Consider the following 25,588-nt stretch of genomic DNA (forward strand, 5'->3'; position numbering starts at 1 on the left):
CATGTTTAGAACACGTAGATTAAGAAAAACAGAAAATATTCGCCGATTAGTAAGAGAAAATAAACTATCGGTAGATGATTTTATATATCCATTATTTATTGAAGAAGGAACAGGAATTGAAACCGAAATCCCTTCAATGCCAGGAATCAACCGTTATTCGTTAGATACCATTTCTAAAGAATTAGACGAAGTTGTAGCCTTAAAAATTCCAGCAGTATTACTATTTGGTATTCCATCTAAAAAAGATGATGAAGGCACCGAAACTTGGAATGATAATGGAATTATGCAACAAGCTATACGTTTCATTAAAAAGAACTATCCAAGTTTATATGTAATTACCGATGTGTGTTTTTGTGAATACACCTCACACGGTCATTGTGGAGTTATACATGATAATGATGTAGATAACGATGCTACCTTAGTAAACTTAGCAAAACAAACAGTATCACATGCCAAGGCTGGAGCAGATATGGTAGCGCCATCAGGAATGATGGACGGAGCAATTGCTATGATGCGTGAATCATTAGATAATACTGGTTTTGCGAACTTACCAATCATGGGATATTCTGTAAAATACGCATCAGGATTTTACGGTCCTTTTAGAGAAGCGGTAGATTCAGCACCATCATTTGGAGATAGAAGAACCTATCAAATGGATCCTTCTAATAGAGATGAAGGTTTACGTGAAGCAACTTTTGATGATGAAGAAGGGGCAGATATTTTAATGGTAAAACCAGCCCTATCATATTTGGACATCATTAGAGATTTAAAAAATAATTTCGATAGACCAATCGCTTGCTATAATGTAAGTGGAGAATATTCAATGGTAAAAGCAGCTGCTGAAAAAGGTTGGATTGATGGTGAAAAAGTAATGATGGAGAGCTTACTTTCTATGAAAAGAGCGGGAGCTGATATTATCATTACCTATTTTGCTAAAGAAGCAGCTAGAGTTTTAAATAAATAGCTGTTAGCTGTTAGCTGTTGGCAATTTGCTAATAGCTAATAATGCCAATAGCCAAAAGCTAAATAAAATGTTTAAAAAATCACAAGAATTATATAATAAAGGATTAGAAAACTTAGTAGGAGCAGTAAATTCACCAGTACGTGCATTTGCTTCAGTAGGAGGGAATCCTTTATTCATAAAAAAAGCGAAAGGAAGTAAGATTACTGATGTAGATAACAATTCATACATAGATTTAGTATTGTCTTACGGACCAATGATTTTAGGTCACCGTCATAAAAAAGTACAAAAGGCGATTACAAAAGCTTTAAAAAATGGATATTCTTTTGGGGCTTCTACCAAGAACGAAATCAAATTAGCAAAAATTGTTTGCGATGCATTCCCAGGAATGGATAAAGTACGTTTTGTGAACTCTGGTACCGAGGCGGTATTAAGTGGAATTCGTCTAGCGAGAGCGTTTACTGGAAAAGACAAAATTATAAAGTTTGCTGGTTGTTACCACGGACACCAAGATGCCTTGTTAGTGGCAGCAGGTTCAGGTTTAGCTACGTTGAGTTTACCAGGAAGTAAAGGAGTGCCAGAAGGAGCGGTAAAAAATACCTTAATTGCTAAGTACAACGATTTAGAAAGTGTAAAAGCACATTTTGAGGCACACGATGATATTGCTGGCGTAATTTTAGAACCAGTTGCAGGAAATATGGGAGTGGTAACACCACAGAACAATTTCTTAAAAGAGTTAAAGGAGTATTTAAAATCAAAAGGAGCCTTATTAATTGTAGATGAGGTAATGACAGGTTTCCGTTCTAAGTTTGGAGGAGCACAAGAAGTATTAGGTGTGGAAGCTGATATTACTTGTTTAGGAAAAGTAATTGGAGGAGGTTTTCCAGTAGGAGCGTATGGAGCACGTAATGAAATTATGGAAATGGTGGCTCCATTAGGAGGAATGTACCAAGCAGGAACATTAAGTGGTAACCCAATTGCGATGGCAGCGGGAATTTCAACTTTAACAGAATTAAAGAAACAAAATCCGTACGAAAAGTTTAACGAGATTGCTCAGATCATTGAAGTATTTTTGTTAGAATCAGCAAAAAAACATGGAGTTGAAATTACAGTTAACCGATTTGGTTCGATGATAAATCCATTCTTTACCAATAAAAAAGTAACCAACTTTGAAGAAGCACAAACTTCAGATACAAAGAAATATGCTACTTTCTTTTGGGAGATGACTAGAAATGGTGTGTTTTTACCTCCAAGTCAGTTTGAAGCTTGGTTCTTATCATCAGCTTTAACAGAAAAAGATATTCAAGAGATAGCTAACGCCATTGATAAGTCGATGGAAGCAGTATCAAAAATGTAGAATAAATAATTGTCATTACGAGGAAGAATGACATACAGATAGACATGATAAAAAACGATTTATTTTTAAGAGCTTTAAAAGGAGAAACAGTTGACCGTCCACCAGTATGGATGATGCGTCAAGCAGGAAGGTATTTGCCAGAGTTTATGGAAATTCGAGAAAAGTACGATTTCTTTACACGTTGTAGAACTCCAGAATTAGCTTCAGAAATTACAGTACAACCAATTCGTAGATACGGAATGGATGCTGCGATATTATTCTCAGATATTTTAGTAATTCCACAAGCAATGAATATTGAAGTGGAAATGAAACCTAACTTTGGACCTTATTTGCCAAATCCTGTAAGAGATAAAAAAGGGTTAGATAACGTAATTATACCTGATATTCATGAAGAATTAGGGTATGTAATGGATGCTATTAAAGCAACCAAAGAAAAGCTAAACGATGAAATACCATTAATAGGTTTTGCGGGGTCTCCATGGACAATTTTATGTTACGTTGTACAAGGACAAGGGTCTAAAAATTTCGACAAAGCAAAAGAATTTTGTTTCACTCAACCAATTTTGGCACACGAATTGCTTCAGAAGATTACAGATACCACAATTGCATATTTAAAAGAAAAGGTAAAAGCAGGTGTAAACGCTGTACAAGTTTTTGATTCTTGGGGAGGAATGTTATCTCCAACAGATTATCAAGAATTTTCATGGCAGTACATCAATCAAATAATAGAAGCATTGAAAGATGATGCTCCAGTTATTGCTTTTGGTAAAGGGTGTTGGTTTGCCTTACATGAAATGGCACAATCAAACGCCTCAGCTTTAGGAGTAGATTGGACATGTTCGCCAAGAAATGCACGTTATTTAACAGGAGGAAATATTACCTTACAAGGTAACTTTGACCCTTCAAGATTGTTGTCTCCACCAGCTGAAATAAAAAAGATGGTACACCAAATGATTAATGAGTTTGGTAAAGACAAATATATTGTTAACTTGGGGCACGGAATTTTACCGAATATCCCGCTAGAGAATGCCAAGGCATTTATTGATGCGGTTAAAGAGTATAAAGCCGACAGATAACCCCCTTTAAATAATTAAAAATGAAGAACTTATTTTTTGTTTTGATGTGTTTTTTAACGACTGTTACATTCGCACAAAATAAAACGTATTACAATTTTGCAGTAAATAATTGTGTAGAAGAAAGTACCGAAGGTTTGATTGATAAGTGCATTAAAGGCTCTTATTTGTTAAATTACAACTTTACTACACTTGATAGTAAAACGGTAAGTACAGACAAAATTAACAAGCCAATCGTGTTAATAGCTAACGCTACTTGGTCAGCTCCTTGTTGGGGAGATGTTCCTGCTTTAAATGCTATGGTTGAAAAATATCATAATAAGTTAGAGTTTATTATGATTTTTTGGGACAAAGAGGCAAAAGTTAAGAAAATGGCTGAAAAGCTAGATAAAAGAGTTAAACTAGTACCTGCAAGAGATATAGATAAGGTTGAAAAAGGACATTTAGATATCAGCGGTTTTGTTCATAAACTAGATTATCCTACAGCATACTTAATTGATAAAGACAAACAATTCATCAATGTTAAAAGAGGAGCAGCTACACCAACAAAAGAAGTTGGTTGGGATGAAGTAAACGAAATTAATACTAAGAATTTTGAAGACTTTTTAGCACCAATTTTAAAGTAGTTGAAATAACAATATTTTTTAAACCTCTTTCCTAATCGAAAGAGGTTTTTTATTTTCACACAAAAAAAGAAATGATACAAAATATTGTAAAAGGAATTCAAGCGTACTTCGGTGCATTCGGACTGATATCTAAATTAAAGCTATGGAAGTATTTTATCATTCCTATGTTTATAAGCTTATTAACAGCAACATTTGTTGGCTTTATGGCATATACATTTTCAGATAACATAGGTCATTATGTAGCAAATTTTTGGAAATGGGAATTTGGTGAAGAAACCTTTGAAGTAATTAGTACTTTTTTAAGTGGATTACTTATTGTGGTAATAGGTTTGGTATTATACAAACATATTGTAATGGCGTTATCTGCCCCTTTTATGAGTCCAGTTTCAGAAAAAATTGAAGATTATCTTAGAGGAGAAGATCATACGCATAGAATAACTTCTTTTCAAGAACAATTAATTAGAGGTATACGAATAAACCTTAGGAATTTAACTAGAGAACTCTTATTGACAATTCCTATCTTATTATTAGGGTTGATTCCTGTGATTGGTATTGTTTCAACTATGTTACTATTTTTAATGCAAGCATATTATGCAGGTTTTGGAAATATGGACTATACGCTTGAACGTCATTTTAAATACAGAGAAAGTATCAATTTTGTAAAAGAAAACAAGGGGTTAGCTATAGGAAATGGAGTTGTATTTATGCTATTTTTATTAATTCCTGTAATCGGAGTAATTCTCGTATTACCATTATCAGTAACCGCAGCTACTACAGAAACTATTAAGAAAATACAGCTTAAAAAATTACCAGAATAAGTACTTTTGCACTTCAACAGAAACAAACACATGAAAGAACAATTTTACGCCTACATTCAAGAATTACAAGATACCATAACATCTAAATTAGAAGCTATAGATGGAAAAGCTAAGTTTCAAGAAGATTTATGGGAACGTGCTGAAGGTGGAGGAGGTAGAACTCGTGTGATTGAAAATGGAAATATTTTTGAAAAAGGAGGTGTAAATATATCTAAAGTTTTTGGCGAGTTGCCTGAAGCATTAAGAAAGCAATTTGGAGTGGAAAGTGGAGACTTTTTCGCTTGTGGATTAAGTTTAGTAATCCATCCAAAGAATCCATTTGTACCTACAGTACACGCTAACTGGCGTTATTTTGAAATGTATGACGGTGATGGAAACATTGTTACACAATGGTTTGGTGGTGGACAAGATTTAACTCCGTATTACTTATTTGAAGAAGATGCAAAACATTTTCACACTGTTTGTAAAGAAGCTTGTGATAAGCACCACTCAGACTTTTATCCAAAGTTCAAAGAAATCTGTGATAACTATTTTTGGAATGCACACAGAAATGAAGCACGTGGTTTAGGAGGCTTGTTCTTTGATTATTTAAAAGAAACAGAAGATTTCTCTATGCAAGATCGATATGATTTTGTGACTGAAGTAGGAAATAGCTTTTTAAACTCATATGTTCCAATTGTTGAGAGAAGAAAAGATATAGCCTACACTCAAGAACATAAAGACTGGCAAGAAGTGCGTCGTGGTCGTTATGTAGAATTTAATTTAGTACACGATAGAGGAACCTTATTTGGTTTAAAAACGAACGGACGTATAGAAAGTATTTTAATGAGTTTACCACCAACGGTACAATGGAAATACAACCACCATCCAGAAGAAGGTTCTGAAGAAGGAAAATTATTAGAGGTATTGGCTAAACCTAAAAACTGGGTATAATTTAAAACCTATTTCCAAACAACATTTTTCTTAGTAAGTTCACTATTCACATTATGAATATGGAAAAGACGAGCCTTTAATAACAGCTTTCTTCCATCCATAGTTCGAGTATATACCAATTTAGATTTACCAAGATGTTTGTTCCAGTGAGATTGAAAAATTTGACATTCTTTTTTACGAATACCAAAAATTTCTGGAACAGGAAAGAAGTTATGTAACTTTAATTTTCTGCGGAACCAACTCGTTTTTATCAGCAAATATTTAGGGTTATCGATAGGTTGTAACAACTCATCCAAAGCCTTTATGAATAGTGTGCTTTCATACCTGTTTGCTCCGTGAATGGTGCAAGAAACATTTCCTTTAGCTAATAATTGAGTTTGAACTTGTATATCGTTTAATGGTGTTGTTAAAAGGTTTAGCTCATAAAGAGATTCCAAAATAGCCAATGCGATTTTATCTATTTTTTTATGAATCAATCCGAAGTATACATACAATTGAACAGACTTATAAATTTTATAACCAAAAGTTAGTCCTAAGGCAGAAGACAAAGCAAATAGGAAGTAAATAATTCCCTTTTGTAATAAAACATTAAAGTTTTTGATGATAAATTCAGGAAGAAAAAAGGATAAACCAATAATAATTTCACCAATCGTGTATTTTACAATATCTTGATAATACAACTTTTTCTGTTTAGGATATTGTTTATTCTTTTCATTAAAAAAGGTAAGTTCTTTAATAATTCCTTTTCCATTGCTAATGGCATTTGTCCATCGTTGAGAAATTAAATTTCTGTTTTTAGAAAGCTCTAAAGTCTTTTCATTTTGTTGTTGAATATCTTCATCAATAAAATTAGAAGGAAGCTGTAAACGTTCAATTCCGCTAGTTATAACAGCTTTTTTACCATTGGAAATACCTAAGAAAGCATTAAAACGACGAGTAAGAATTTCAAAGTCTCGTCCTCCAAACTCATCCGAAGTATCAATACAAGCCAAATGCCAAATTAAACCAACTTTATTAGGGTTTTTACTATCTACTCGAATTGCACGTCCACGCATTTGATTTGAAGTAACAAATGAGCCTACAACAGAAGCTAAAATTAAGCTATTGATGGATGGGGCGTCCCAACCTTCACCTAATAACGATTTTGTACCCACTAAAATTTTGATATGTCCGAATTCAAAAAGCTGAGTAATGGCTTCAACAATACTATGTTTAGATGAATTTTTAGTTGTAAGAATTACAAACTCGGTATCCGATTTTAAAGGAGTGTAATTGTAGTTATCAATAGCATCAACCAAACCAAGTTTAGCAATATTACTACTATGAATAATTACTAAACTACCTGTAAGAACAGCTAAACTATTTTTGTTTTTAGTAGTTGTTCTAATATGATGAAAAATAGGAATAACTCCTAGTTTTTTAATTTCTTTTATTTCAGGTAAAGAACAGTTTAGGTATTCTTTTCTAATATAATCTGATAAAATAACACAACGTAATTCGTGTTGTAAATTTTGTTGTTCTTGTTGAACAATAGTGGTAATACTTTTTAACTTACTTGGACTATTACTTAGTGATTTATACAAAAGTTCATTTCCTACTAAATTGACTTTGTTTTTACTAAAAACTGCCAATTTTCGAAGTTTTTTTTCTAAGAAATCTAAATAAACTTCATCTTCAATAAGATTTTCACGATCAGTTACTAATAAGTGTTGAAACAAAATTTGAATCCATTCATTTGTAATTGAAGGAAAATCAATCTCTTCATCTTTATCAAAACCTAATACTTGTAGCTTTTCCAAAGGAATAGTTCCTTCTGCTTCGTGTAAGAAGATTAACATAGAAGAAAAGAAATCAGAATACTTGTAGAGTTCTTCTAAGTTTTCCTCTGTTTTAGCATAAAATCTGTGTTGTTTTAGAAAAGAAATAAACTCTTTATCTTTTAAGATGTCAGTAACAAACTGAGAAATTTTAAGCCTAAAATCAGTAATAAAATTAATTTCTTGATCTTCAGGTTTGGATAGAAAAACTAAATCTTGATGTGGACAAAGATTTTGCTCTTTCACTAAATCAGGAACTACAATTTCATCATCAATCTCACTACACAGCTTAAAATACTTTTGAATTTCAGCATTATCACTATCGTAAGGTGGAGTAGCGGTTAAAGCCACTACCGTTTGCATGTGTTGCTCTTTTAAGTCAAATAAACATTTCCACCAAGCGTTTTTTAAGTGATGAGCTTCATCTAATAACAAAACTTCTATTTGATGTTTTTTAAAGAAATTATAATAGGCTTCCTTAGTATCAAAAGACTTATAGAAACTGTGTAAAGCCTGATATGTAGAAAAAGTAATATCAGAAGGTTGTTTAATATCAAATGAAACCTGAGAAAAATTACAATCGGTAGTAAAAAAGTTTTGTAAACGATCTTCCCATTGATTTCTAATGGTTAAAGTCGGAGCTAGAATCAATGTTTTTTTACCTATTCTTTTAATAATTTCTATTCCTAAAATTGTTTTCCCAGAACCAGGTGGAGCAACTATATGAAAATGATTATCCTGTATATGAACTGAAAAATTTTGAAGCACTTTTGTTTGATAAGGTCTCCAGTCAAATAAGAAGTTAAGTTTGGTAATAGTTTCGTTCAACAATTTTTAATTAGGTTAAAGAGTTCAAAAATAGAATTTTGAGCGAACAAACAAAAGTTTAATCAGATATTAAATTATTCGTAATGATATTTGTTTTTTACAGAGATAACAATAATCTATTTGTTGTTTTTTAGAGTTGAATTGAGGATAATTTAATCAGTAAAGAAGAAATCAAAAATATTTAACGGATAAAATCATGAAAAAATCGTTGCTTTTTAGTAACTTCGCAAGCGTTTAAAATTATACACTATGGCTAGATACGAATTGAAGTTGCCTAAAATGGGCGAAAGCGTTGCAGAAGCAACAATAACTTCTTGGGTAAAAGAAGTTGGAGAAACTATTGATATAGATGATACCGTTGTTGAAGTAGCTACAGATAAAGTAGATAGTGAAGTACCTAGTGAAGTAGAAGGAACCTTAGTTGAAATCTTATTTGAAAAAGATACTGTTGTGCAAGTAGGTGAAACTATTGCAATTATAGAAACAGAAGGAAAAGAAGGAGCTACAGTAGACGCACCTAAGAAAGAAGAGGTTAAACCAGAAACTGTTGCAGCAGTAGAAAAAACAGTTGAAGTAGCTAAAGAAACTGTAGCTACTACGATTGATACTTCATCAAGTGATCGTTTTTATTCACCATTAGTAAAAAGTATTGCGCAAACAGAAGGAATTTCTATTGAAGAATTAGATACGATACAAGGAACTGGTAAAGAAGGAAGAGTTACTAAAAATGATATTTTATCATATTTAGAAAGCAGAGGAAGTCAACCAAAAGTGGCTGAAAAACCAGCTGTTACTCCAGCAAAAGCAGCACCAGCTGAAAAAGTAGTATCTACACCTATTACCTTAGGAGGGCAAGATCAAGTAATTGAAATGAGCCGTATGGGTAAATTGATTGCAAAGCATATGGTTGATTCTGTACAGACGTCGGCGCATGTTCAATCTTTTATCGAGATAGATGTTACCAATATTGTAAACTGGAGAAATAAGGTAAAAGATGCTTATTTTAAGAGAGAAGGGGAGAAGTTAACCTTTACTCCAATCTTTATGCAGGCTGTAGCGCAAACAATTAAAAAGCATCCACTAATCAACATTTCTGTTGATGGAGATAAAATCATCCAAAGAGGAAATATCAACTTAGGTATGGCAGCTGCCTTACCTGATGGAAATTTAATTGTTCCTGTAATTAAAAATGCAGATCAATTAAGTTTAGTAGGAATGACTAAGCAGGTAAATGATTTAGCAAACAGATCGAGAGCTAATAAATTAAAACCAGACGAAATTCAAGGAGGTACATATACAGTAACCAATGTGGGAAGTTTTGGGTCGATTATGGGAACTCCAATTATAAATCAACCACAAGTAGCTATTTTAGCTTTAGGAGCTATTAGAAAAATGCCTTCGGTTGTTGAAACTCCAGAAGGAGATTTCATCGGAATCCGCCACAAAATGATTGTATCTCACTCATACGATCATAGAGTAGTAAACGGAGCTTTAGGAGGTATGTTTATTAAAACATTTAAAGAGATTTTAGAGTCTTGGAATGTAAATCAAGATTTTTAATAAAAAGTATAGAAATAAAAAAAGCTCACTTTTAAGTGAGCTTTTTTATTAATAAGCTATTAGTTCTAATAGTTCTTCTTTAAAGCGCTCTTTTGGTAAGTACTCCTTTTCTAAATTTCCTGCAAAAGGAATAGGAGTTTCAAGACTAGCAACTCTTTTTACAGGGGCATCCAAGTACTCAAAACAATTCTCCATTATAAGTGAAGAAATATCGCTAGAAATACTTCCGAATAAGGAATCTTCTTGTAAAATAATTACTTTACCAGTTTTTTTAACCGAGTTGTATATTGTTTCGGTGTCTAAAGGTTGTAAGCTTCTTAAATCAATTAAATCAACTGATACAGATACTTGCTCTAAGGTTTCTAAAGCCCAATGCACAGCAGCACCAAAACTGACAATAGTAACCTCATTTCCTTCTTTTAAAACGGAAGCTTTACCTAAAGGAAGTGTATAATAATCTGTAGGCACTTCTTGATAGGTACTTCTATACAAGCCTTTATGCTCAAAGAATAAAACAGGATTAGGATCATTAATAGCTGCTGTTAACAATCCTTTAGCATCGTAAGGAAAAGCAGGATAGATAACTTTTAATCCTGGAGTTTTGGTAAACCAAGCTTCGTTAGTTTGCGAATGAAAAGGTCCTGCGCCAACACCAGCACCACAAGGCATTCGTATTACAACATCGGCTTCTTGGTTCCATCGGTAATGAGATTTGGCTAATAAATTTACAATAGGATTGAATCCTGTAGAAACAAAATCGGCAAACTGCATTTCCATCACTGCCTTCATTCCGTTTACCACTAAGCCATAAGCAAGAGAAACAATAGCAGATTCACATATTGGTGTATTACGAACCCTACCTTTCCCAAAAGCTTTTACAAAACCTTCTGTAATCTTAAATACGCCACCATATTCAGCCACATCTTGCCCCATGATAACCAAATCATCATAACGTTCCATAGATTGTTTTAAACCTTCTGAAATGGCATCTATCAAGCGAATGTTTTCTGTGGTAGTATTAGGAGTTATTGTTGTAGGAGAAAAAGTCTTGTATACGTCGTTTAATTCATTTTGAACTGAAGAAGTAATGGTTGCTTCTTCAAAAGTTGTATTGAGATGTTCTTGAATTGTGTTTTTAAATTCGTCTTTAAATTTTTCATCCTCTTCCAAGGTAAGTATTCCTTCTTTAATAAGGAAGTTTCTATAATTATCAATAGGGTCTTTTAAAGCCCATTCTACCATTAACTCTTCAGGAACGTACTTAGTTCCACTAGCTTCTTCATGCCCTCGCATCCTAAATGTTTTGAACTCCAATAAAATAGGCCTTGGGTTTTCCCTAATGCTCTCTGCTAATTCAGAAACTTTGGTGTAAACTTCTAAAATGTTATTCCCATCAATAATATGGGCTTCCATTCCATATCCAATGCCTCTATCTGCAATATGTTCACAATTAAACTGTTCAGAAGTTGGAGTTGAAAGACCATATCCGTTATTTTCAACGCAGAATAAAACAGGTAAGTTCCAAACAGAGGCTACGTTTAAAGCTTCGTGGAAATCTCCTTCACTGGTACCGCCATCACCAGTAAAAACAGCACAAGCTTTTTTATCTCCTTTTAGTTTATTGGCTAGGGCAATTCCGTCAGCAATACCTAATTGAGGGCCTAAATGAGAAATCATTCCTACTAATTTGTATTCTTGACTTCCAAAGTGAAAACTTCTGTCTCTTCCCTTGGTAAATCCGTTCGCTTTTCCTTGCCATTGAGAAAATAAACGGTATAAAGGAATTTCACGAGTAGTAAAAACACCTAAATTCCTATGCATAGGTAAAATGTACTCATCTTTGGTCAAAGAAGAAGTAACTCCTACTGATATGGCTTCTTGCCCAATACCACTAAACCATTTTGAAATTTTACCTTGTCGTAATAGAATTAGCATTTTTTCTTCTATAAGCCTCGGTAAAAGCATTTGTTTGTACAGTTTAATTAGCGTTTCATTAGTAAGGTTTCCTTTGTTATAAAGCATTGAAACATTGTTGTTTGTGTTAAGAGTTGTTTTCATTGTTAAGTTATAGTTATTCAAATGTGGCTAAAAAAAAAATAGAATCAAAATGAGAAATGAGAAATTTTAATTATATAAATTCGTGAAAAATTAAAACTTGATAAAAAATGACTAAAAAAATTATAGTATTGTTATTATTTATATCAACAATAACATTTGCGCAAGAAAAGGTGTTACTTCGTTTGAATTATGAAAAAGGACAGTCTTACACTATGGATATGAATATGAGTCAGGTAATAGGAGATGGGATTATGACAAACGATATGCATATTCAAATGAAGTATGATATAACAGGAGTTTCAGAAGATACCTATGAAAGTAGTTCTAAAATTACCAAAATGGCAATGGATATGAAGCAAGGAACAGTGAATATATCATACGACTCATCTAAAAAGGATGAAGAATTAGATGAGACAGGAAAAATGATGAAGTCTAAAATGCAGCCTATGTTATCAGCTACAATTATGACTAAAGGTGATAACCTAGGAAATATCTTAGAAACAAAGGTTGAGCCTAGTAATATTCAAGGGGCAAAAGATATTACAAAACAATCTAGTAGTGTAATTTACCCTAAAGAAGCAGTAGCAGTAGGTGATACTTGGACAAAAACTAAAAATGATGGAGCAATGAACTTCAGCTTTACCTACAAAGTAAAATCAATATCTTCTAAAAATGTTTTAATAGATATTTCAGGAAAAGTTACAGGAGCAGCTGATGGAGATATTACAGGAGCGATGGATATAGATAGAGACTCAGGTATGCCTTTAGAGTCAAACATAAATATGACAATGAAGATTCAAGGACAAGATGCAACAACTAACATGACTGCTAAGTTTACCAAAGGTTAAAAACATATTAATCATATACTTACTTTAAAAGCTCAGGATTTCCTGAGTTTTTTTTGTTAAAAACAGTTAAAATACTTAAAAAGTGTATTTTATAATTTGGTAAATTTGCTAATCTCTCGCCAAACCTCTCACACGTAGAGGTAAGTTTATTATTCTTTTTAAGCGAATCCTCAGTCAATTTTATGTAACTAAAACTACTACAATTATGAAAACATCTAAAGTAATGCTACTATTAGGGCTTTTGCTATTAATGGTAATTCCAAGTACTATTTTTGCTCAGAGCGAGAATCAGCGTCCAGCTTACATTACCGTAACTACAGGACATTGGAACATGGACTATGAAAATTTTGATAGAAAAGAATGGATTGCTGTAGAAAAAGAGTTTTTAGATAAAGTTGCTAAAAAGAACGAGTTTATTATCAGGTCTTTTATTTTTCTACATCGTTTTACACCAGACAATACAGAAATTATTTTTGTGAATACCTATAGTTCTTGGGATAATATCGATAAAGCTTCTCAAAGAAACAATGAATTAGCTAAAGAAGCATGGCCAGATGAAGCAAAAAGAGAGGAGTACTTTAAGAAGAGAAATGCGTATTATGCAGATACTCACTCAGATGAAATTTATGTACCTATAGCAGGAGCAAAAATGCTGGCTCCATCGGATAAAGAGATGATTTGGTTAGTAGTAAAAGGACATTTTGCTTTCCCAGAAGATGGTTCTAGAAAAGAATTTGATACTCTTAGTAAAGAATATCTTGATAATGTGATTAATAAAAATGAATATATAAAAGGGTATTACCAACATGGGCATGCTTGGGGGGCAGATAGAACAGAATATGTAAGAGCATTCGTAATAGAATCAATGGGGGATTTAGATAAAATGGGGAAAAGAAGTACTGAACTTTTTAAAGAACATTGGCCAGATGAAGCAAAAAGAAAAGAGTTTGGAAAGAAAATGAGTAAGTATTTTACAGGGAAACATGGTGATTATATTTATACATCAGTACCAGAATTAACCAAATAAAAAGAAAAGAGCTCAGAAATTTCTGAGCTCTTATTTTTTATGAAAAAACCACCAATTCATATCTCTTGTTAGTTTATACCCCAACTTTTTATAAAGTTGTATTGCTGGATTTCCTTTGGTGGTATGTAACATAGGATGCTTTCCATCTTTGATGATTTCCTGAGTAACAAAATGAGTAAGTTGTTTGGCGAGTCCTCTTCTAGTATAATTAGGATGTGTAACTACAGCACTTACCTCAACAAAATCATCTGTTTGCATACGTTGCCCAGTAATAGTCACAAGCTGATTGTCTTTGAAAACACCGAAATATTTTCCCATGTCAAAAGTCCTTTTTTGGTAATATCCAGGCATTACTAACCATACCAAATTGTATATGTCATCAATATGGCTTTCAGTTAAAGGGATGATTGTTTCTGTAATATCTACCTCTACTAAATGCTGTAATACCATTTGACAACCTTCAATCTTTTTGTCAAGAATTATTTTTTTTGGATCAAAAGTTGGAGTTTCATTTTCTGAAACTAAGAAAAAGCGATCAGTTAATTTAGCGTACTCATTTAAAGCCTTAGCAGTTTTAGCACTATTCGTAAAAGCCCCAAATGGACAAATTTTAGGGTCATAAAACTTAACACCATCATAATTGATAGCAAATTTTTCATGTGTTTCACATAATGAATGCCAAACAGGATTTTTAAGCTTATTATCCATTATAAATATTAGTTAAAGCAGTTTTTAAGGTTGGAAAAATAAAATTATAATTACTATTTGTTTTTTTAGAAGAAACTCTACTTCCTTTTAATAAGATATAAGCCATTTCTCCTAAAGCAGTTTTTAAAATAAATGAAGGAGCGTTCATTGGAAGTACTGGTTTATTAATACTTTTTCCAAGTAATTTTGTAAAACTTTCGTTGGTTTGATGTTCAGGAGCAACAGCGTTAAAAATACCATTAAAGTCTTTGTCTTCTATTGCTTTTGAATAGAGTTCACATAAATCATCAATATGAATCCAAGGCATATATTGTTTACCGTTTCCTAAGGCAGATAAAAATAAAGGAGTATTCATTTTTTGTAAAGCTCCTCCATTTTTTGAAAGAACGACACCAGTTCGTAAAATGGTTACAGGAATATCTATTTGTTCAAATTGAAGAGCAGCATTCTCCCATTTTACACAAATTTTAGAGATAAAATCATTTTCAGGTTTATCTTTTTCTGTAAATACTTTGTCAGAAGTAACAGCTCCATAATATCCTATACCAGAAGCAGAAATAAATTTTTCAAGAGGTACTTGGTATTCTTGTACTTTATTGAACAGTAAATTAGCTGTTTTTACACGGCTATTTATCAATTCTTTCTTTCTTTCATTAGTCCATCGTTTATCTGCTATACCTGCTCCAGCTAAGTGAATAATATGGCTAACATTGTTAAAAGCATCCTTATCAATAAAACTTTCTTTTACATTCCAGCGAAACTCATTGTTCTTTTTAGGTGTTCGGGTAAGAATGTTTACCACATGCCCTTTACTAGTTAATTTTTTGGTTAACTCTTTTCCAATTAACCCTGTTCCGCCTGTAATTAATATTGTAGCCATAGTACTCAAAAATAAACATTCATATTTAAAGAAATAAATAGATAAAAGAAGAGTATAAAAAAAATCACCTGTAATCCCTTTAAAATAGGAGGGTTTCATGTTTTTATAAAAAAAAGTTAAAAAAATAAAAACCGTCATTGCTATTTTCTCGTAAGTATGGTTGAATGAGTAATTAACTTTAAAATTTACAACCATGAAAAAAATGAAATTAATTATTGGAGCCGGTGCTTTAGCATTAATAGGTTTAGTCTTATTAGCAGCCGATCACATTGATGCTCCAGACGTAACAGGAGGCTCAAGTGATATTACAGACTTTTATGCTTTCCAAGGAGAAAATACAAGCAATCTTGTTTTTGTAGCAAATATTCAAGGATTATTAAGTCCTTCAGCTACAGCATCAGCAAGTTTTGATGAAAATGTATTGATTGAATTTAATATCGATAACAATGATGACAAAGTTGAAGATTTAGTAATTCAAGCAATTCCAAGAGATGGAAAAATGTACTTTTTTGGTCCATATAGTCCATCAACAACTGGTTTAACTAGTATGTTACCACAAGATGGGTCAGAGTATGGTGTTTCTATAACTCCTTATGGATCTAGTGCCATAGTTGGTAGTAAAGGAGGAATGCAGTTTTTTGCAGGACCTAGAGACGATCCTTTCTTTATGGATTTTGCTCAATACGGTGAAATTATTGCAGGAAATGCAGGTGGTTTTAATGATCCAGGAGCAGATACTTTTGCAGGTACTAATGTATTATCAGTAGTAGTAGAGGTACCAAAATCTATGATTGGAGGCTCAGGTAATATTAATACTTGGGTAGAAACTAAAACGAAGCAGTAAAAACAATCAACTTTAAAATTCAAAGACATGAAACTTAACAATATAAAAATCTTAGCAATTTCAATCCTATCAATTTTTGCCTTAGCAAGTTGTAGTGATGATGATAATAATGTACAACCAATGGCTTCTATTGACTTCTCGGGAAGTTACATGCAAAAAGACCAAATGGGTAGACCAGCAGTGAATACTGTTTTTGTAAATAGCGATATGAAAGATGCATTTAATGTAACAATACCATCTGAGCAAGGAGCAAATTTTGCAGCAATGTTTGAAACGAATTTAAAAGCGTTAAGCCCTGCATATGCAAATGCTGGAGATACGAATGCATTAGGTTTAGACGCTGCAACTTTTGCGAGTGTTTTAGCTACCGATGTATTAACCGTTTCATTAGATGGTACAACAACTTTTTACGATGGAACCAATGTGTTAACAGGTAGAGCTTTAGCAGATGATGTGATTACCGTTGAGCTATTATTGATTTTTGGAGGAGAAGACTTTTCTGAAAATCCAACATTATCAGATGATCATGTAGATGCAAATGATAAAGACTTTTTAAGCTCTTTTCCATATTTGGCAAGTCCTTGGTAAAACAGGATGACAAAACCTCCTATAATTAAAATTGGTTGCTTTTTAGCAACCAATTTTTAAACAAACTATTAACTAAAAATCCTTCTAAAATGAAAACTATTAAAATAATTATATGTGCTATTCTAAGTAGTAGTATATTGAGTTGTACAACTTCAAAAACAACAAAAGTAGCTAGCCAAGAAGAGTATAATAAGTACTTACAAAAAACAGTAGTTACTTCAGAATCGTTAGCTCAAAAAGAACTAGATTTTTGGCAGAAAAAATTAAACAATCAGCCAACACAGTATCCATATTTAAGTAAAATAGCAAAGGCTAATACATTACTTTTCTCAGAAAAAGGAAATATTTCTTATTTGATAGAAGCGGAAAAGAAGCTGTTAAAAATCAATCAAAAAACGAATTATAACAAAGCTTCACATTTACGATCATTAGCAAGAAACTATATCTCTCAACATCGATTTAAAGAATCGTTAGAACTACTAAAAAAAGCCGAGGTAAATGGAGAGAACCTAAATGCTACTCAAAAAATGTTGTTTGATGTTTATTTAGAGTTAGGTGAACCTAATAAAGCTTCTAAATACTTAGCTAAAATTGAAAACTATGCTGACTTTGATTACCTAATAAGAGTTTCTAAATGGCATGATTATAAAGGAGATTTGTCTTCAGCAATTCGATTTATGGAAAAGGCCATGAAAAAAGCAGAAGAAGCTAATAATAAAGATTTAAAAGCATGGAGTTATACCAATTTAGCTGACTTTTATGGGCATAACGGTCAAATAAAGGATTCTTATAATTTATACTTAAAAGCATTAGAACTAGATAACAGTAATGCGTATGCAAAAAAAGGTATTGCTTGGATTGTATATTCTCATGATAAAAATGCAGATGAAGCACTACGAATTTTAGATATCATAAGTAACGAACATTCTTCTCCAGATTATTATTTGTTAAAGGCAGAAATAGCCGAGTTTAAGAATAGTTTAACAAAAAGAGATAGTTATCTTGAGGTATATTTATCGGCTGTAAAAAATAGCTCATATGGTGTAATGTATAATCAGCATCTAGCTAAATTATATTTAGAAGAATTTAATGACACATCTAGTGCATTATCATACATCGAAAAAGAAATAGAAAGTAGGCCTACACCACAATCTTACGATTTACTAGCCTGGTATTATTACAAAAATAAAGACTTTAAAAAAGCTTTAGAAGTAATTAATACACATGTAGTAGATAAAACTTTCGAGCCCGAAATACAGTATCATATAGCTGAAATTTACAAAGCAAATGGAATTAATGACAAAGCTATGGCTTTAAAAGATGAGTTATTAGAAAGCTCTTTTGAATTAGGTCCATTGATGATAGAAAAAATTTTAAGTATATAATTAAACCCCAGTATTTTGAAAGCAAAGATTTTATTTTTAGCATTACTGCTAGGTAGTTGCCATGTATTTTCACAACAATTTAAAGGAAAGGTATTTAATACCAATAAAAAGCCTTTAGAGAATGTATATGTATATAATACTACCAGTAATAGCCACACACATACGAAAGTTAATGGAGAATTTATCTTAGATAATTCAAAAGTAGGAGATATTATTGAATTCGGAATTTTAGGATATAAAAAAATCAACTTAGAATTAGATAGCGACGACCTAAGCTCTCCAAAAACAATTATTTTGGAAATGAAAAGTTTTTTGTTAGATGAAATGGTATTGTCTAATAAAAGAGATCCATTACAAACAATTGTTAGAGTTGATTTAGATAAAAAACCAGTAAACTCATCTCAACAAATTTTACAACGAGTACCGGGGCTTTTTATAGGTCAACACGCTGGAGGAGGAAAAGCTGAACAAATATTTTTAAGAGGTTTTGATATTGATCACGGTACTGATATAGCATTGTCGGTAGACGGAACACCTGTAAATATGGTTTCTCATGCTCATGGACAAGGATATAGTGATTTACATTTCATTATTCCTGAAACTATTGAAAAAATTAACTTCGGAAAAGGACCTTATTATGCTAGTAAAGGAGATTTTAATACAGCTGGATATGTAGACTTTAAAACAAAAGCATATTTAGAAAATAGTAGAGTAGAAGTAGGTATTGGACAATTCAATACATTTAGAACATTAGGTATGTTTAATTTGTTAGATAAAAACAGTACAGATAATGCTTATGTTGCTATTGAATATTTAGAAACAGATGGTTTTGTAGAGTCTCCACAAAATTTTAGTCGAATTAATATTTTTACGAAGTATAGAACCTTTTTAAAAGATAATAGCAGTTTGTCATTATCAGCTTCGCATTTTACGAGTAAATGGGATGCTTCAGGACAAATACCACAAAGAGAAGTAGACAATGGAAATATTACTCGTTTTGGTTCAATTGATGATACTGAAGGAGGAACAACTTCACGAACGAACATAAACTTAGAACACTCAAAGGTTTTAAAGAATGATGTTAGTGTAACTTCAAACGTTTTCTATTCAAATTATAATTTCAATTTATTTTCAAACTTTACTTTCTTCTTAGAAGACCCTGTAAACGGAGATCAAATAAAGCAAACTGAAAACAGAGATGTTTTCGGGTTTAACACCCAGTTTAAAAAGAAAACACAATTATCAAATACACCTGTAGAGTTAACTTTCGGAACAGGTTTACGTGCTGATATTGTAGATAACTTAGAGTTGTCGCATACACTTCAAAGAAAAGAAGTACTAAATCAAATTCAATTAGGAAAAGTAAATCAAACGAATTATTATGCTTTTGCAAATAGTGAATTTGAGTTTGGAAAGTTTATGGTAGCTCCAGCATTACGTTTAGATTATTTAAAATTTAACTACAATGATTACTTATTAGATGAGTACAAAACATTTTCTAAATCACAAGTAGTAGTAAATCCTAAAATAAATGTAACCTATACTCCAAATGCTAAAATTCAATGGTTTTTAAAATCAGGAATAGGTTTTCATTCAAACGATACTAGGGTAGTGGCTACACAACCTAATAGGAAAACATTACCAAGGGCTTATGGTGTTGACTTAGGAACTGTTTGGAAGCCTACTTCAAAAGTAGTTATAAATACAGCATTATGGTATTTACTTTCAGAAGATGAATTAGTATATGTTGGAGACGCAGGTATTGTAGAGCCTTCAGGAGAAGCACAACGTTATGGTATTGATTTAGGGATTAGATATCAATTAACAGATTGGTTATATTTTGATAGTGATGCTACTTTTACAAAAGCAGAAAGTGTTGATGATCCGTCTGGAGAAAACAATATTCCTTTAGCTCCTAAAGTGACAGTAACAGGAGGATTATCTGTAAATAATTATAAGAAATTTTCAGGAGGGATAAATTATAGATATATAGGTGATAGACCTGCAAATGAAGATAATTCAATAGTAGCAGAAGGTTATTTTGTTACTGATGCAAATATTAGTTATAAAATAAATAACATAACACTAGGTGTATCGTTAGAAAATATTTTTGATGTTGCTTGGAATGAAACACAGTTTGCTACGGAATCGAGGTTGCAAAATGAACCAAACCCAGTAGAGGAAATTCACTTTACACCAGGAATTCCATTTTCTGCAAAAGCTACAATACGATATTCTTTTTAAAATAACGATAGTCCGGGGGGACTTGATAAGTTGTCATTTTTTTTAGAAGGATTAATGGCAACAAAAATATAGCCGCTTTAAGCGGCTATATTAATTTATAGGTAATTATTATTTATACTGCACCTAGAGTATATAATTGTTCTAAAGTAGGTGTTTCGCTTCCACCTGCAGGCTCTAAAGTAATACCGAAAGCTTGTGAATCGTTTGGATTATTTATAGTGAATACTTTATTTTCATTAATAGCAAAATTATCCAAGGTACCAAGACTAGTTGGAGTTAGTGGATTAAGTTTTAACGACCATACCTGATATACTTTTCCTTTTGGTGGATTTGGTAATCCTTGAACATCTAAGTAAATATTTTTAGTGTTTTTATTCCAGTAAACTTTTGCATAAGCTTCAGGATATACATTTTGACCTTGTAAAGGAACAGTTATAATATCTTTATTTCTAATTACAGCGAGTAATTTTTTATTCTCTGCTAAATTGTAATTTGTTTCCTCTAACTTTATTTCATACTGTTCCTTAGCTTCATTAATAGTATCTATCTGTCCTTGTAAATTAGCATTTTTGTTCAAAGAGATAATTAAAGTACTGCCAATTATAAAAGAGGCTGCCCAACCAGTATATGTAATCCATTTTTTCTTAGACGTTTTTATAGCAATAACTTTTTTAGAGTCTTCTTTTTCTTGTAGTATTTTAATTAAAATGTCTTTAAAAAAGCTTTTGGTATTTTTAGGGGCAACATTAGAAATAAGGGTAGAAATTGATTTTTCAATTTCTTTGACTTCTTCTAAAATTTCAGGATGTTCAATTATTAAACGATACACTTGTTCGTTTTCTTTTTCAGAAAGCGCTCCAGCAATGTATAGTTCTAAAATCCCAGATTCTATGTGTTTATTTGTAGCCATTATTTAAGCATAGTTCTTAATTCGTTAATACAATTTCTATTTCTAGTTTTAACAGTTCCAAGGGGGATATTTAAACTTTCTGAAACTTCCTTTTGTGTAAAACCTTTAAAGTAGAGGAGCTCTATAACTTTAATACAAGTTTCTTTTAGCTTGTTTACAAAATTTTTTATGCCAATAGCATTGGTTTTTGAGTCCAAACTATCATTGTTTTCTATTATATCTACGAAATTTTCGGCATCAAGGTTTTTTAAACTGTTCTTAAAATTTTTAGATCGAATTTTATCAATAGCTGCATTTCTAGCAATATTGATAATCCATGTAAAAAAGCGCCCTTTTTTTTCTGAGTAGGTTTCAGCATTATTCCATGCTTTTATAAAAACATCTTGAGTAATTTCTTCAGCAATGGATTGTTCTCTAACAATGTTAAATACGATGCCTTGTACACTTTCATTGTACATTTCATATAAAGCTTCAAAAGCTTTTACATCTTTGTTTTTAAATTTTTTAACGAGGGATTCTAGTTGCATATAGTTAATTGATTGGACTACAAAATACTAAAAATCATCTAGACTTTTGATTGAGGGAACACAAACGAATGATTTCATAAATTCGTTTTGTTCTTGTTGCTTCTCTTTTAGCTTGACTTAACCAATATAAATAACTTTTACGGTAAGAAGGTGCAAAATTTTGATAGTTGTTAAAAGCAGTATAGTTTTTATCAAATTCAGTTTGTAAATCATTAGGGACAATTAAATTTTCTACAGCATCTAAAGCAGACCAAGATCCATTTTCTTTGGCCATTTCAACAGAGGCAATTCCAGAAGAATGCATTAAATTATTAGCAATTAGCTCTTCAATATATTTTTTATTGAGTGCACTCCAAACACTTTTAGGTTTTCTAGGGCAGAAATATTGCCTCCTTTTTCCATCTCCTAAACTTTTTACAGTGCTATCAATCCAACCAAAGCATAAAGCAACTTTTACGGCTTCTTCCCATCGCATGCTAGGTATGTCAACATCAACTTTGTATAAAATTAAATGAACACCGTCACTTTCATTATGGTTGTCTAACAACCAAGTTCGCCATTCAATATGAGTTTTAAAGTATAGATGAGGTTTATTATCCATTAATTAACGTATAATTTTTGAAGGGAATGAAACTATACTTTCATGCCCATTTTTACCAACAGTACTTACTCCGAAGAAGTAGTTATCTAAAACAATTCCGTCTAAAGTAAACTCAGTAGTATTTTCCACATATTTAAAGTTATCCCAAGTAGGAGAAGTAGTGTCTCTCCAATAGATTTTATATCCTTTAGCGCCATCAACTTTATCCCATTGAAGTTTAGCAGAAGCTTCAACAATACCTCCAATTCCTACATTTTTAGGAGAAGGTGGTGCAGCAGCAATACTAGCTAAGTTAATAGCGTTTACAGCGGTTAATTTTTTAGCGTAATCGAAGTTTACAAACTTAAGTCTATCACCATATTCAATTCCGTTTTCTGTTCTAATATCTTGGTGTTGTTGTGTGTAATTCTCATGAGCTTCCATAATTCTAATACCAGCAAAACCAGCATCGTTAAAAGGTCTATGATGTCCACCACGACCAAATCTGTCTAAGCGATAAATCATTTTCGGGTTCATTTCTGGCATATACGTTTTGGTAGTTTTGTATATATAGCGCGCTAACTGACGTGAAATACCATCGACCTCACCACCATAAAAACGACGTGCTTTTCGTTGGCGTTCTGTTTCTGTTGGAGGCACAGGTTCAGAAAAGATTCTAAACGTACGATTATCAATTACGCCGTCAACACCTTTAATATTTCCTATCATGTCATTATTCATTACACCAACAATATTCCAGTTTTTTTCTTTTGCATATGTAGCTAATCCTTTTCCGCCAAATAGACCTTGTTCTTCACCAGACAATCCAACATAAATAATACTGTTTTCAAAGTTATAGTTACTTAAAACACGAGCAGCTTCAATTGTTCCTGCCATTCCAGAGGCATTGTCATTGGCTCCAGGTGCATCATCGGTAAAATTATTAGGATCGGAAATTCTTGAGTCAATATCACCACTCATTACAATGTAATTGTTAGGATATTTTGTTCCTTTTTGAATAGCAACAACATTAACGACCCAAACATCTTTGGTGATTCTGCTATTGGTTCCTTTTTTTACAAAGTCTTTTTGGTAAAATACCTCTAAACAGTTGTTGCAATCAGAAGATATTTTATCAAATTCAGATTTAATCCAACGACGTGCCGCTCCAATTCCACGAGTATTTGAAATTGTATCACTTAGTGTATGGCGTGTTCCGAAATTTGTTAGAGTAGTAATATCAGTTTTGATTCTATCTGCTGAAACAGCATTAATAATATCGTATATTTTAGTGTCGGTTTGCGCTGATATTGTTGTAGAAATTAGTAAGAATAGTACTGTGAATTTTCTCATGTTAAGGAATTTAGCTTACTAAATTACAAAACAAAAAAGAGAATAAAATCAGCTTTATTCTCTTTTAACATATTTATTAAAGTAGTTTATTATTTAAACAAACTTTATTCGTTGTCTAATTTTTTAGTTTGATTAAAACCGATTAATAAGGCCCCACCTGCACAAAGAAAAATAGATGAGATAAAGAAAACTTCTGAGTCAATAGCATTTGATGGTCTATCTGCCCAAGAACCACTATATCCAAATAAAGAACTTAAAATAGCACCTAATAAAACACCAACACCTATTCCCATAGCTAATAAAGCTAAGTTTAAGATAATTACCCTACCTGTTAATGTAGAACGCTTTTTTTCGCCTTGCATAAAAATTTTGGCATCTACACCTTTTTCAATTAAAGCTAAACGTTCCTTATTTCTTGTTGAATAGAATAAATAAAAGATTCCGAATATTACTGCAAACAAGAACATAAATACAATTGCTACTTCCATATTTTTGAGTTTAAAATGATTATTTTTAATGTGTTTACAAGTATGACAGCTACATTTAAAAAAAGGTTACAGAATATTTTTAATTTTTTTAATGAATAGTTGTAACCTTTTTTAACTAAGTACAGTCATAGTATAAAAAGACTATTATTAACGATCAAACTTATATAGATAAAATCCTTAGAGGAGATGCTAATGCTTATACTTTTTTAGTTGAAAAGTATAAAGTAATGGTGTTTTCGTTGGCGTTAAAAATGGTAAAGAGTAGAGAAGAGGCTGAAGAAATATCACAAGATACTTTTATAAAAGCTTATAAGAATTTGAGCAAGTTTAAAGGAGAGTCAAAGTTTTCTACTTGGTTGTATAAAATAACATACAGAACTTGCTTAGATAGTTTAAAGAAGAATAAAGAAAGGTATAATACTGATACAATTGATGAGGTTACTATTAACAGAATTAAATCTGCTGATAGTATTTTAGAAGGTATTGAACGAAAAGAACGAGCACAAGTAATAAATAGTTGCTTATTAAATTTGCCAGAAGAGGAGCGTACTATTTTATGGGTGTTTTATTTTGAAGAATTAAGCCTGAAAGAAATAATTGAAATTACAAATCTTTCGGAAGCGAATGCAAAAGTAAAATTACATAGAGCTAGAAAAATGTTGTTGAGTATAGTAGAGAAAAAAGTAGAACCTGAATTGATAAATCATTATGGGAGAAAATAAAGATATTAAAGAATTAGATGCTTTTACAAAAAAGTATATCAACGAAATAGAAGCAGAGACACCATCTATTGATTTTACAGCAAATATTATGGATGCGATTTTAAAAGAAGAGCAATCTTCTATTTATAAAGCAGCACCATTAATATCCAAAAGAGTATGGTTTGTATTAGCAGGTATATTAGCTGTTAGTATTTTGTTTGTATCGAAAGGAGCTTCATCAAGTTGGCTTCAAATACCCAAGATAAAAATGGATTATTTATCGAATATTCAATTGCCAAATTTATTTGAAAATATCACAGTATCAAATTTAATGCTAAGTGCTTGCTTCTTTTTTACCGTAATGGTATTTGTACAAATCTATTATTTGAAAAACCATTTTACTAGAAAATTTAACTGATAAAAAAATCCGCTTTGAGTTATCAAAGCGGATTTTTATTTTTTATTAAAGTAGTG

24 protein-coding genes are annotated in these 25,588 nt (G+C 31.9%); 15 read left to right on the top strand and 9 right to left on the bottom strand.

The features are described from left to right. The first annotated feature begins 1 nt into the window (after window position 1). From hemB to hemF, 6 genes are all read left to right on the top strand, one after another. On the top strand, window positions 2–964 hold the full coding sequence (gene hemB, locus N534_RS0102450) for a porphobilinogen synthase (RefSeq protein WP_028890956.1): 963 nt from the start codon (window positions 2–4) through the stop codon (window positions 962–964). A gap of 67 nt (window positions 965–1,031) precedes the next feature. Next, window positions 1,032–2,318, top strand: coding sequence for a glutamate-1-semialdehyde 2,1-aminomutase (gene hemL, locus N534_RS0102455; RefSeq protein ID WP_028890957.1), 1,287 nt, complete (start codon window positions 1,032–1,034; stop codon window positions 2,316–2,318). Window positions 2,319–2,362: 44 nt separating this feature from the next. Then, complete coding sequence (hemE, locus tag N534_RS0102460; RefSeq protein ID WP_028890958.1) at window positions 2,363–3,394, top strand: uroporphyrinogen decarboxylase; 1,032 nt, start codon at window positions 2,363–2,365, stop codon at window positions 3,392–3,394. A gap of 20 nt (window positions 3,395–3,414) precedes the next feature. Next, window positions 3,415–4,017: a thioredoxin family protein gene (locus N534_RS0102465; protein ID WP_081728262.1), complete on the top strand. Its 603-nt coding sequence runs from the start codon at window positions 3,415–3,417 to the stop codon at window positions 4,015–4,017. 71 nt (window positions 4,018–4,088) lie between these two features. Next, window positions 4,089–4,835, top strand: a complete 747-nt coding sequence (locus N534_RS0102470; RefSeq protein WP_028890960.1) for an EI24 domain-containing protein — start codon at window positions 4,089–4,091, stop codon at window positions 4,833–4,835. A gap of 30 nt (window positions 4,836–4,865) precedes the next feature. Continuing rightward, the gene (hemF, locus tag N534_RS0102475; protein ID WP_028890961.1) at window positions 4,866–5,768 is read left to right on the top strand and encodes an oxygen-dependent coproporphyrinogen oxidase; all 903 of its coding nucleotides are present in this window, start codon (window positions 4,866–4,868) and stop codon (window positions 5,766–5,768) included. An 8-nt stretch (window positions 5,769–5,776) separates the two neighbouring features. Here the strand turns inward: hemF and N534_RS0102480 are convergent, their stop codons facing one another. Continuing rightward, on the bottom strand, window positions 5,777–8,413 hold the full coding sequence (locus tag N534_RS0102480; protein ID WP_028890962.1) for a DEAD/DEAH box helicase family protein: 2,637 nt from the start codon (window positions 8,411–8,413) through the stop codon (window positions 5,777–5,779). 249 nt (window positions 8,414–8,662) lie between these two features. Here N534_RS0102480 and N534_RS0102485 point away from each other — a divergent pair, with 249 nt between their 5' ends. Beyond that, window positions 8,663–9,973, top strand: coding sequence for a dihydrolipoamide acetyltransferase family protein (locus tag N534_RS0102485; RefSeq protein WP_028890963.1), 1,311 nt, complete (start codon window positions 8,663–8,665; stop codon window positions 9,971–9,973). A 48-nt stretch (window positions 9,974–10,021) separates the two neighbouring features. On the opposite strand, the gene N534_RS0102490 is transcribed toward N534_RS0102485, so the two are convergent. Further along, entirely contained in the window at window positions 10,022–11,995 is a 1,974-nt protein-coding gene (locus N534_RS0102490; protein ID WP_369791955.1) for a thiamine pyrophosphate-dependent enzyme, read from the bottom strand. A gap of 143 nt (window positions 11,996–12,138) precedes the next feature. Here N534_RS0102490 and N534_RS0102495 point away from each other — a divergent pair, with 143 nt between their 5' ends. Together N534_RS0102495 and N534_RS0102500 are read left to right on the top strand one after the other, a co-directional pair. Beyond that, window positions 12,139–12,879 carry a DUF6263 family protein gene (locus N534_RS0102495; protein ID WP_028890965.1) on the top strand — a complete coding sequence of 247 codons (741 nt, stop codon included), beginning with the start codon at window positions 12,139–12,141 and terminating at the stop codon, window positions 12,877–12,879. Window positions 12,880–13,084: 205 nt separating this feature from the next. Continuing rightward, on the top strand, window positions 13,085–13,906 hold the full coding sequence (locus N534_RS0102500) for a hypothetical protein (protein ID WP_028890966.1): 822 nt from the start codon (window positions 13,085–13,087) through the stop codon (window positions 13,904–13,906). A gap of 30 nt (window positions 13,907–13,936) precedes the next feature. Here N534_RS0102500 and N534_RS0102505 read toward each other — a convergent pair whose 3' ends face one another. After that, on the bottom strand, window positions 13,937–14,614 hold the full coding sequence (locus tag N534_RS0102505; RefSeq protein ID WP_028890967.1) for a GNAT family N-acetyltransferase: 678 nt from the start codon (window positions 14,612–14,614) through the stop codon (window positions 13,937–13,939). Then, window positions 14,607–15,494, bottom strand: coding sequence for a TIGR01777 family oxidoreductase (locus N534_RS0102510; RefSeq protein ID WP_028890968.1), 888 nt, complete (start codon window positions 15,492–15,494; stop codon window positions 14,607–14,609). Before N534_RS0102510 ends, N534_RS0102505 begins: the two co-directional genes overlap by 8 nt. Before the next feature lie 193 nt (window positions 15,495–15,687). Here N534_RS0102510 and N534_RS15570 point away from each other — a divergent pair, with 193 nt between their 5' ends. The 4 genes from N534_RS15570 (at window position 15,688) to N534_RS0102530 (ending at window position 20,555) form a co-directional block, all read left to right on the top strand. Then, window positions 15,688–16,338 carry a DUF4331 family protein gene (locus N534_RS15570; protein ID WP_028890969.1) on the top strand — a complete coding sequence of 217 codons (651 nt, stop codon included), beginning with the start codon at window positions 15,688–15,690 and terminating at the stop codon, window positions 16,336–16,338. A gap of 27 nt (window positions 16,339–16,365) precedes the next feature. Beyond that, window positions 16,366–16,926 (top strand): DUF4331 family protein, encoded by a 561-nt coding sequence (locus tag N534_RS15575; RefSeq protein ID WP_028890970.1) that lies wholly within the window; start codon window positions 16,366–16,368, stop codon window positions 16,924–16,926. 89 nt (window positions 16,927–17,015) lie between these two features. Next, a complete protein-coding gene (locus tag N534_RS0102525) occupies window positions 17,016–18,311 on the top strand; it encodes a lipopolysaccharide assembly protein LapB (protein WP_028890971.1) in 1,296 nt (431 codons plus the stop codon). Between the two features lie 15 nt (window positions 18,312–18,326). After that, complete coding sequence (locus N534_RS0102530) at window positions 18,327–20,555, top strand: TonB-dependent receptor plug domain-containing protein (RefSeq protein ID WP_028890972.1); 2,229 nt, start codon at window positions 18,327–18,329, stop codon at window positions 20,553–20,555. A 112-nt stretch (window positions 20,556–20,667) separates the two neighbouring features. Here the strand turns inward: N534_RS0102530 and N534_RS0102535 are convergent, their stop codons facing one another. The 5 genes from N534_RS0102535 to N534_RS0102555 all read right to left on the bottom strand — a co-directional run bounded on the left by N534_RS0102535 (window position 20,668) and on the right by N534_RS0102555 (window position 24,413). Further along, entirely contained in the window at window positions 20,668–21,465 is a 798-nt protein-coding gene (locus N534_RS0102535) for an anti-sigma factor domain-containing protein (RefSeq protein ID WP_028890973.1), read from the bottom strand. Continuing rightward, window positions 21,465–21,992, bottom strand: coding sequence for an RNA polymerase sigma factor (locus N534_RS0102540; RefSeq protein ID WP_028890974.1), 528 nt, complete (start codon window positions 21,990–21,992; stop codon window positions 21,465–21,467). The genes N534_RS0102535 and N534_RS0102540 overlap by 1 nt, the downstream gene beginning before the upstream one ends. A 34-nt stretch (window positions 21,993–22,026) precedes the next feature. After that, window positions 22,027–22,593 (bottom strand): YdeI family protein, encoded by a 567-nt coding sequence (locus tag N534_RS0102545; RefSeq protein ID WP_028890975.1) that lies wholly within the window; start codon window positions 22,591–22,593, stop codon window positions 22,027–22,029. 3 nt (window positions 22,594–22,596) lie between these two features. Then, entirely contained in the window at window positions 22,597–23,925 is a 1,329-nt protein-coding gene (locus N534_RS0102550) for a M28 family peptidase (RefSeq protein WP_028890976.1), read from the bottom strand. Between the two features lie 104 nt (window positions 23,926–24,029). Continuing rightward, entirely contained in the window at window positions 24,030–24,413 is a 384-nt protein-coding gene (locus N534_RS0102555; RefSeq protein ID WP_028890977.1) for a DUF6249 domain-containing protein, read from the bottom strand. A gap of 173 nt (window positions 24,414–24,586) precedes the next feature. On the opposite strand from N534_RS0102555, the gene N534_RS0102560 reads away from it, so the two are divergent. After that, entirely contained in the window at window positions 24,587–25,135 is a 549-nt protein-coding gene (locus N534_RS0102560; protein WP_255326687.1) for an RNA polymerase sigma factor, read from the top strand. Then, window positions 25,122–25,532, top strand: a complete 411-nt coding sequence (locus N534_RS0102565; protein WP_028890979.1) for a hypothetical protein — start codon at window positions 25,122–25,124, stop codon at window positions 25,530–25,532. The genes N534_RS0102560 and N534_RS0102565 overlap by 14 nt, the downstream gene beginning before the upstream one ends. Window positions 25,533–25,588: the final 56 nt, after the last annotated feature.

It is taken from the genome of Tenacibaculum sp. 47A_GOM-205m (assembly GCF_000518405.1).
Lineage (GTDB): Bacteria > Bacteroidota > Bacteroidia > Flavobacteriales > Flavobacteriaceae > Polaribacter > Polaribacter lutimaris.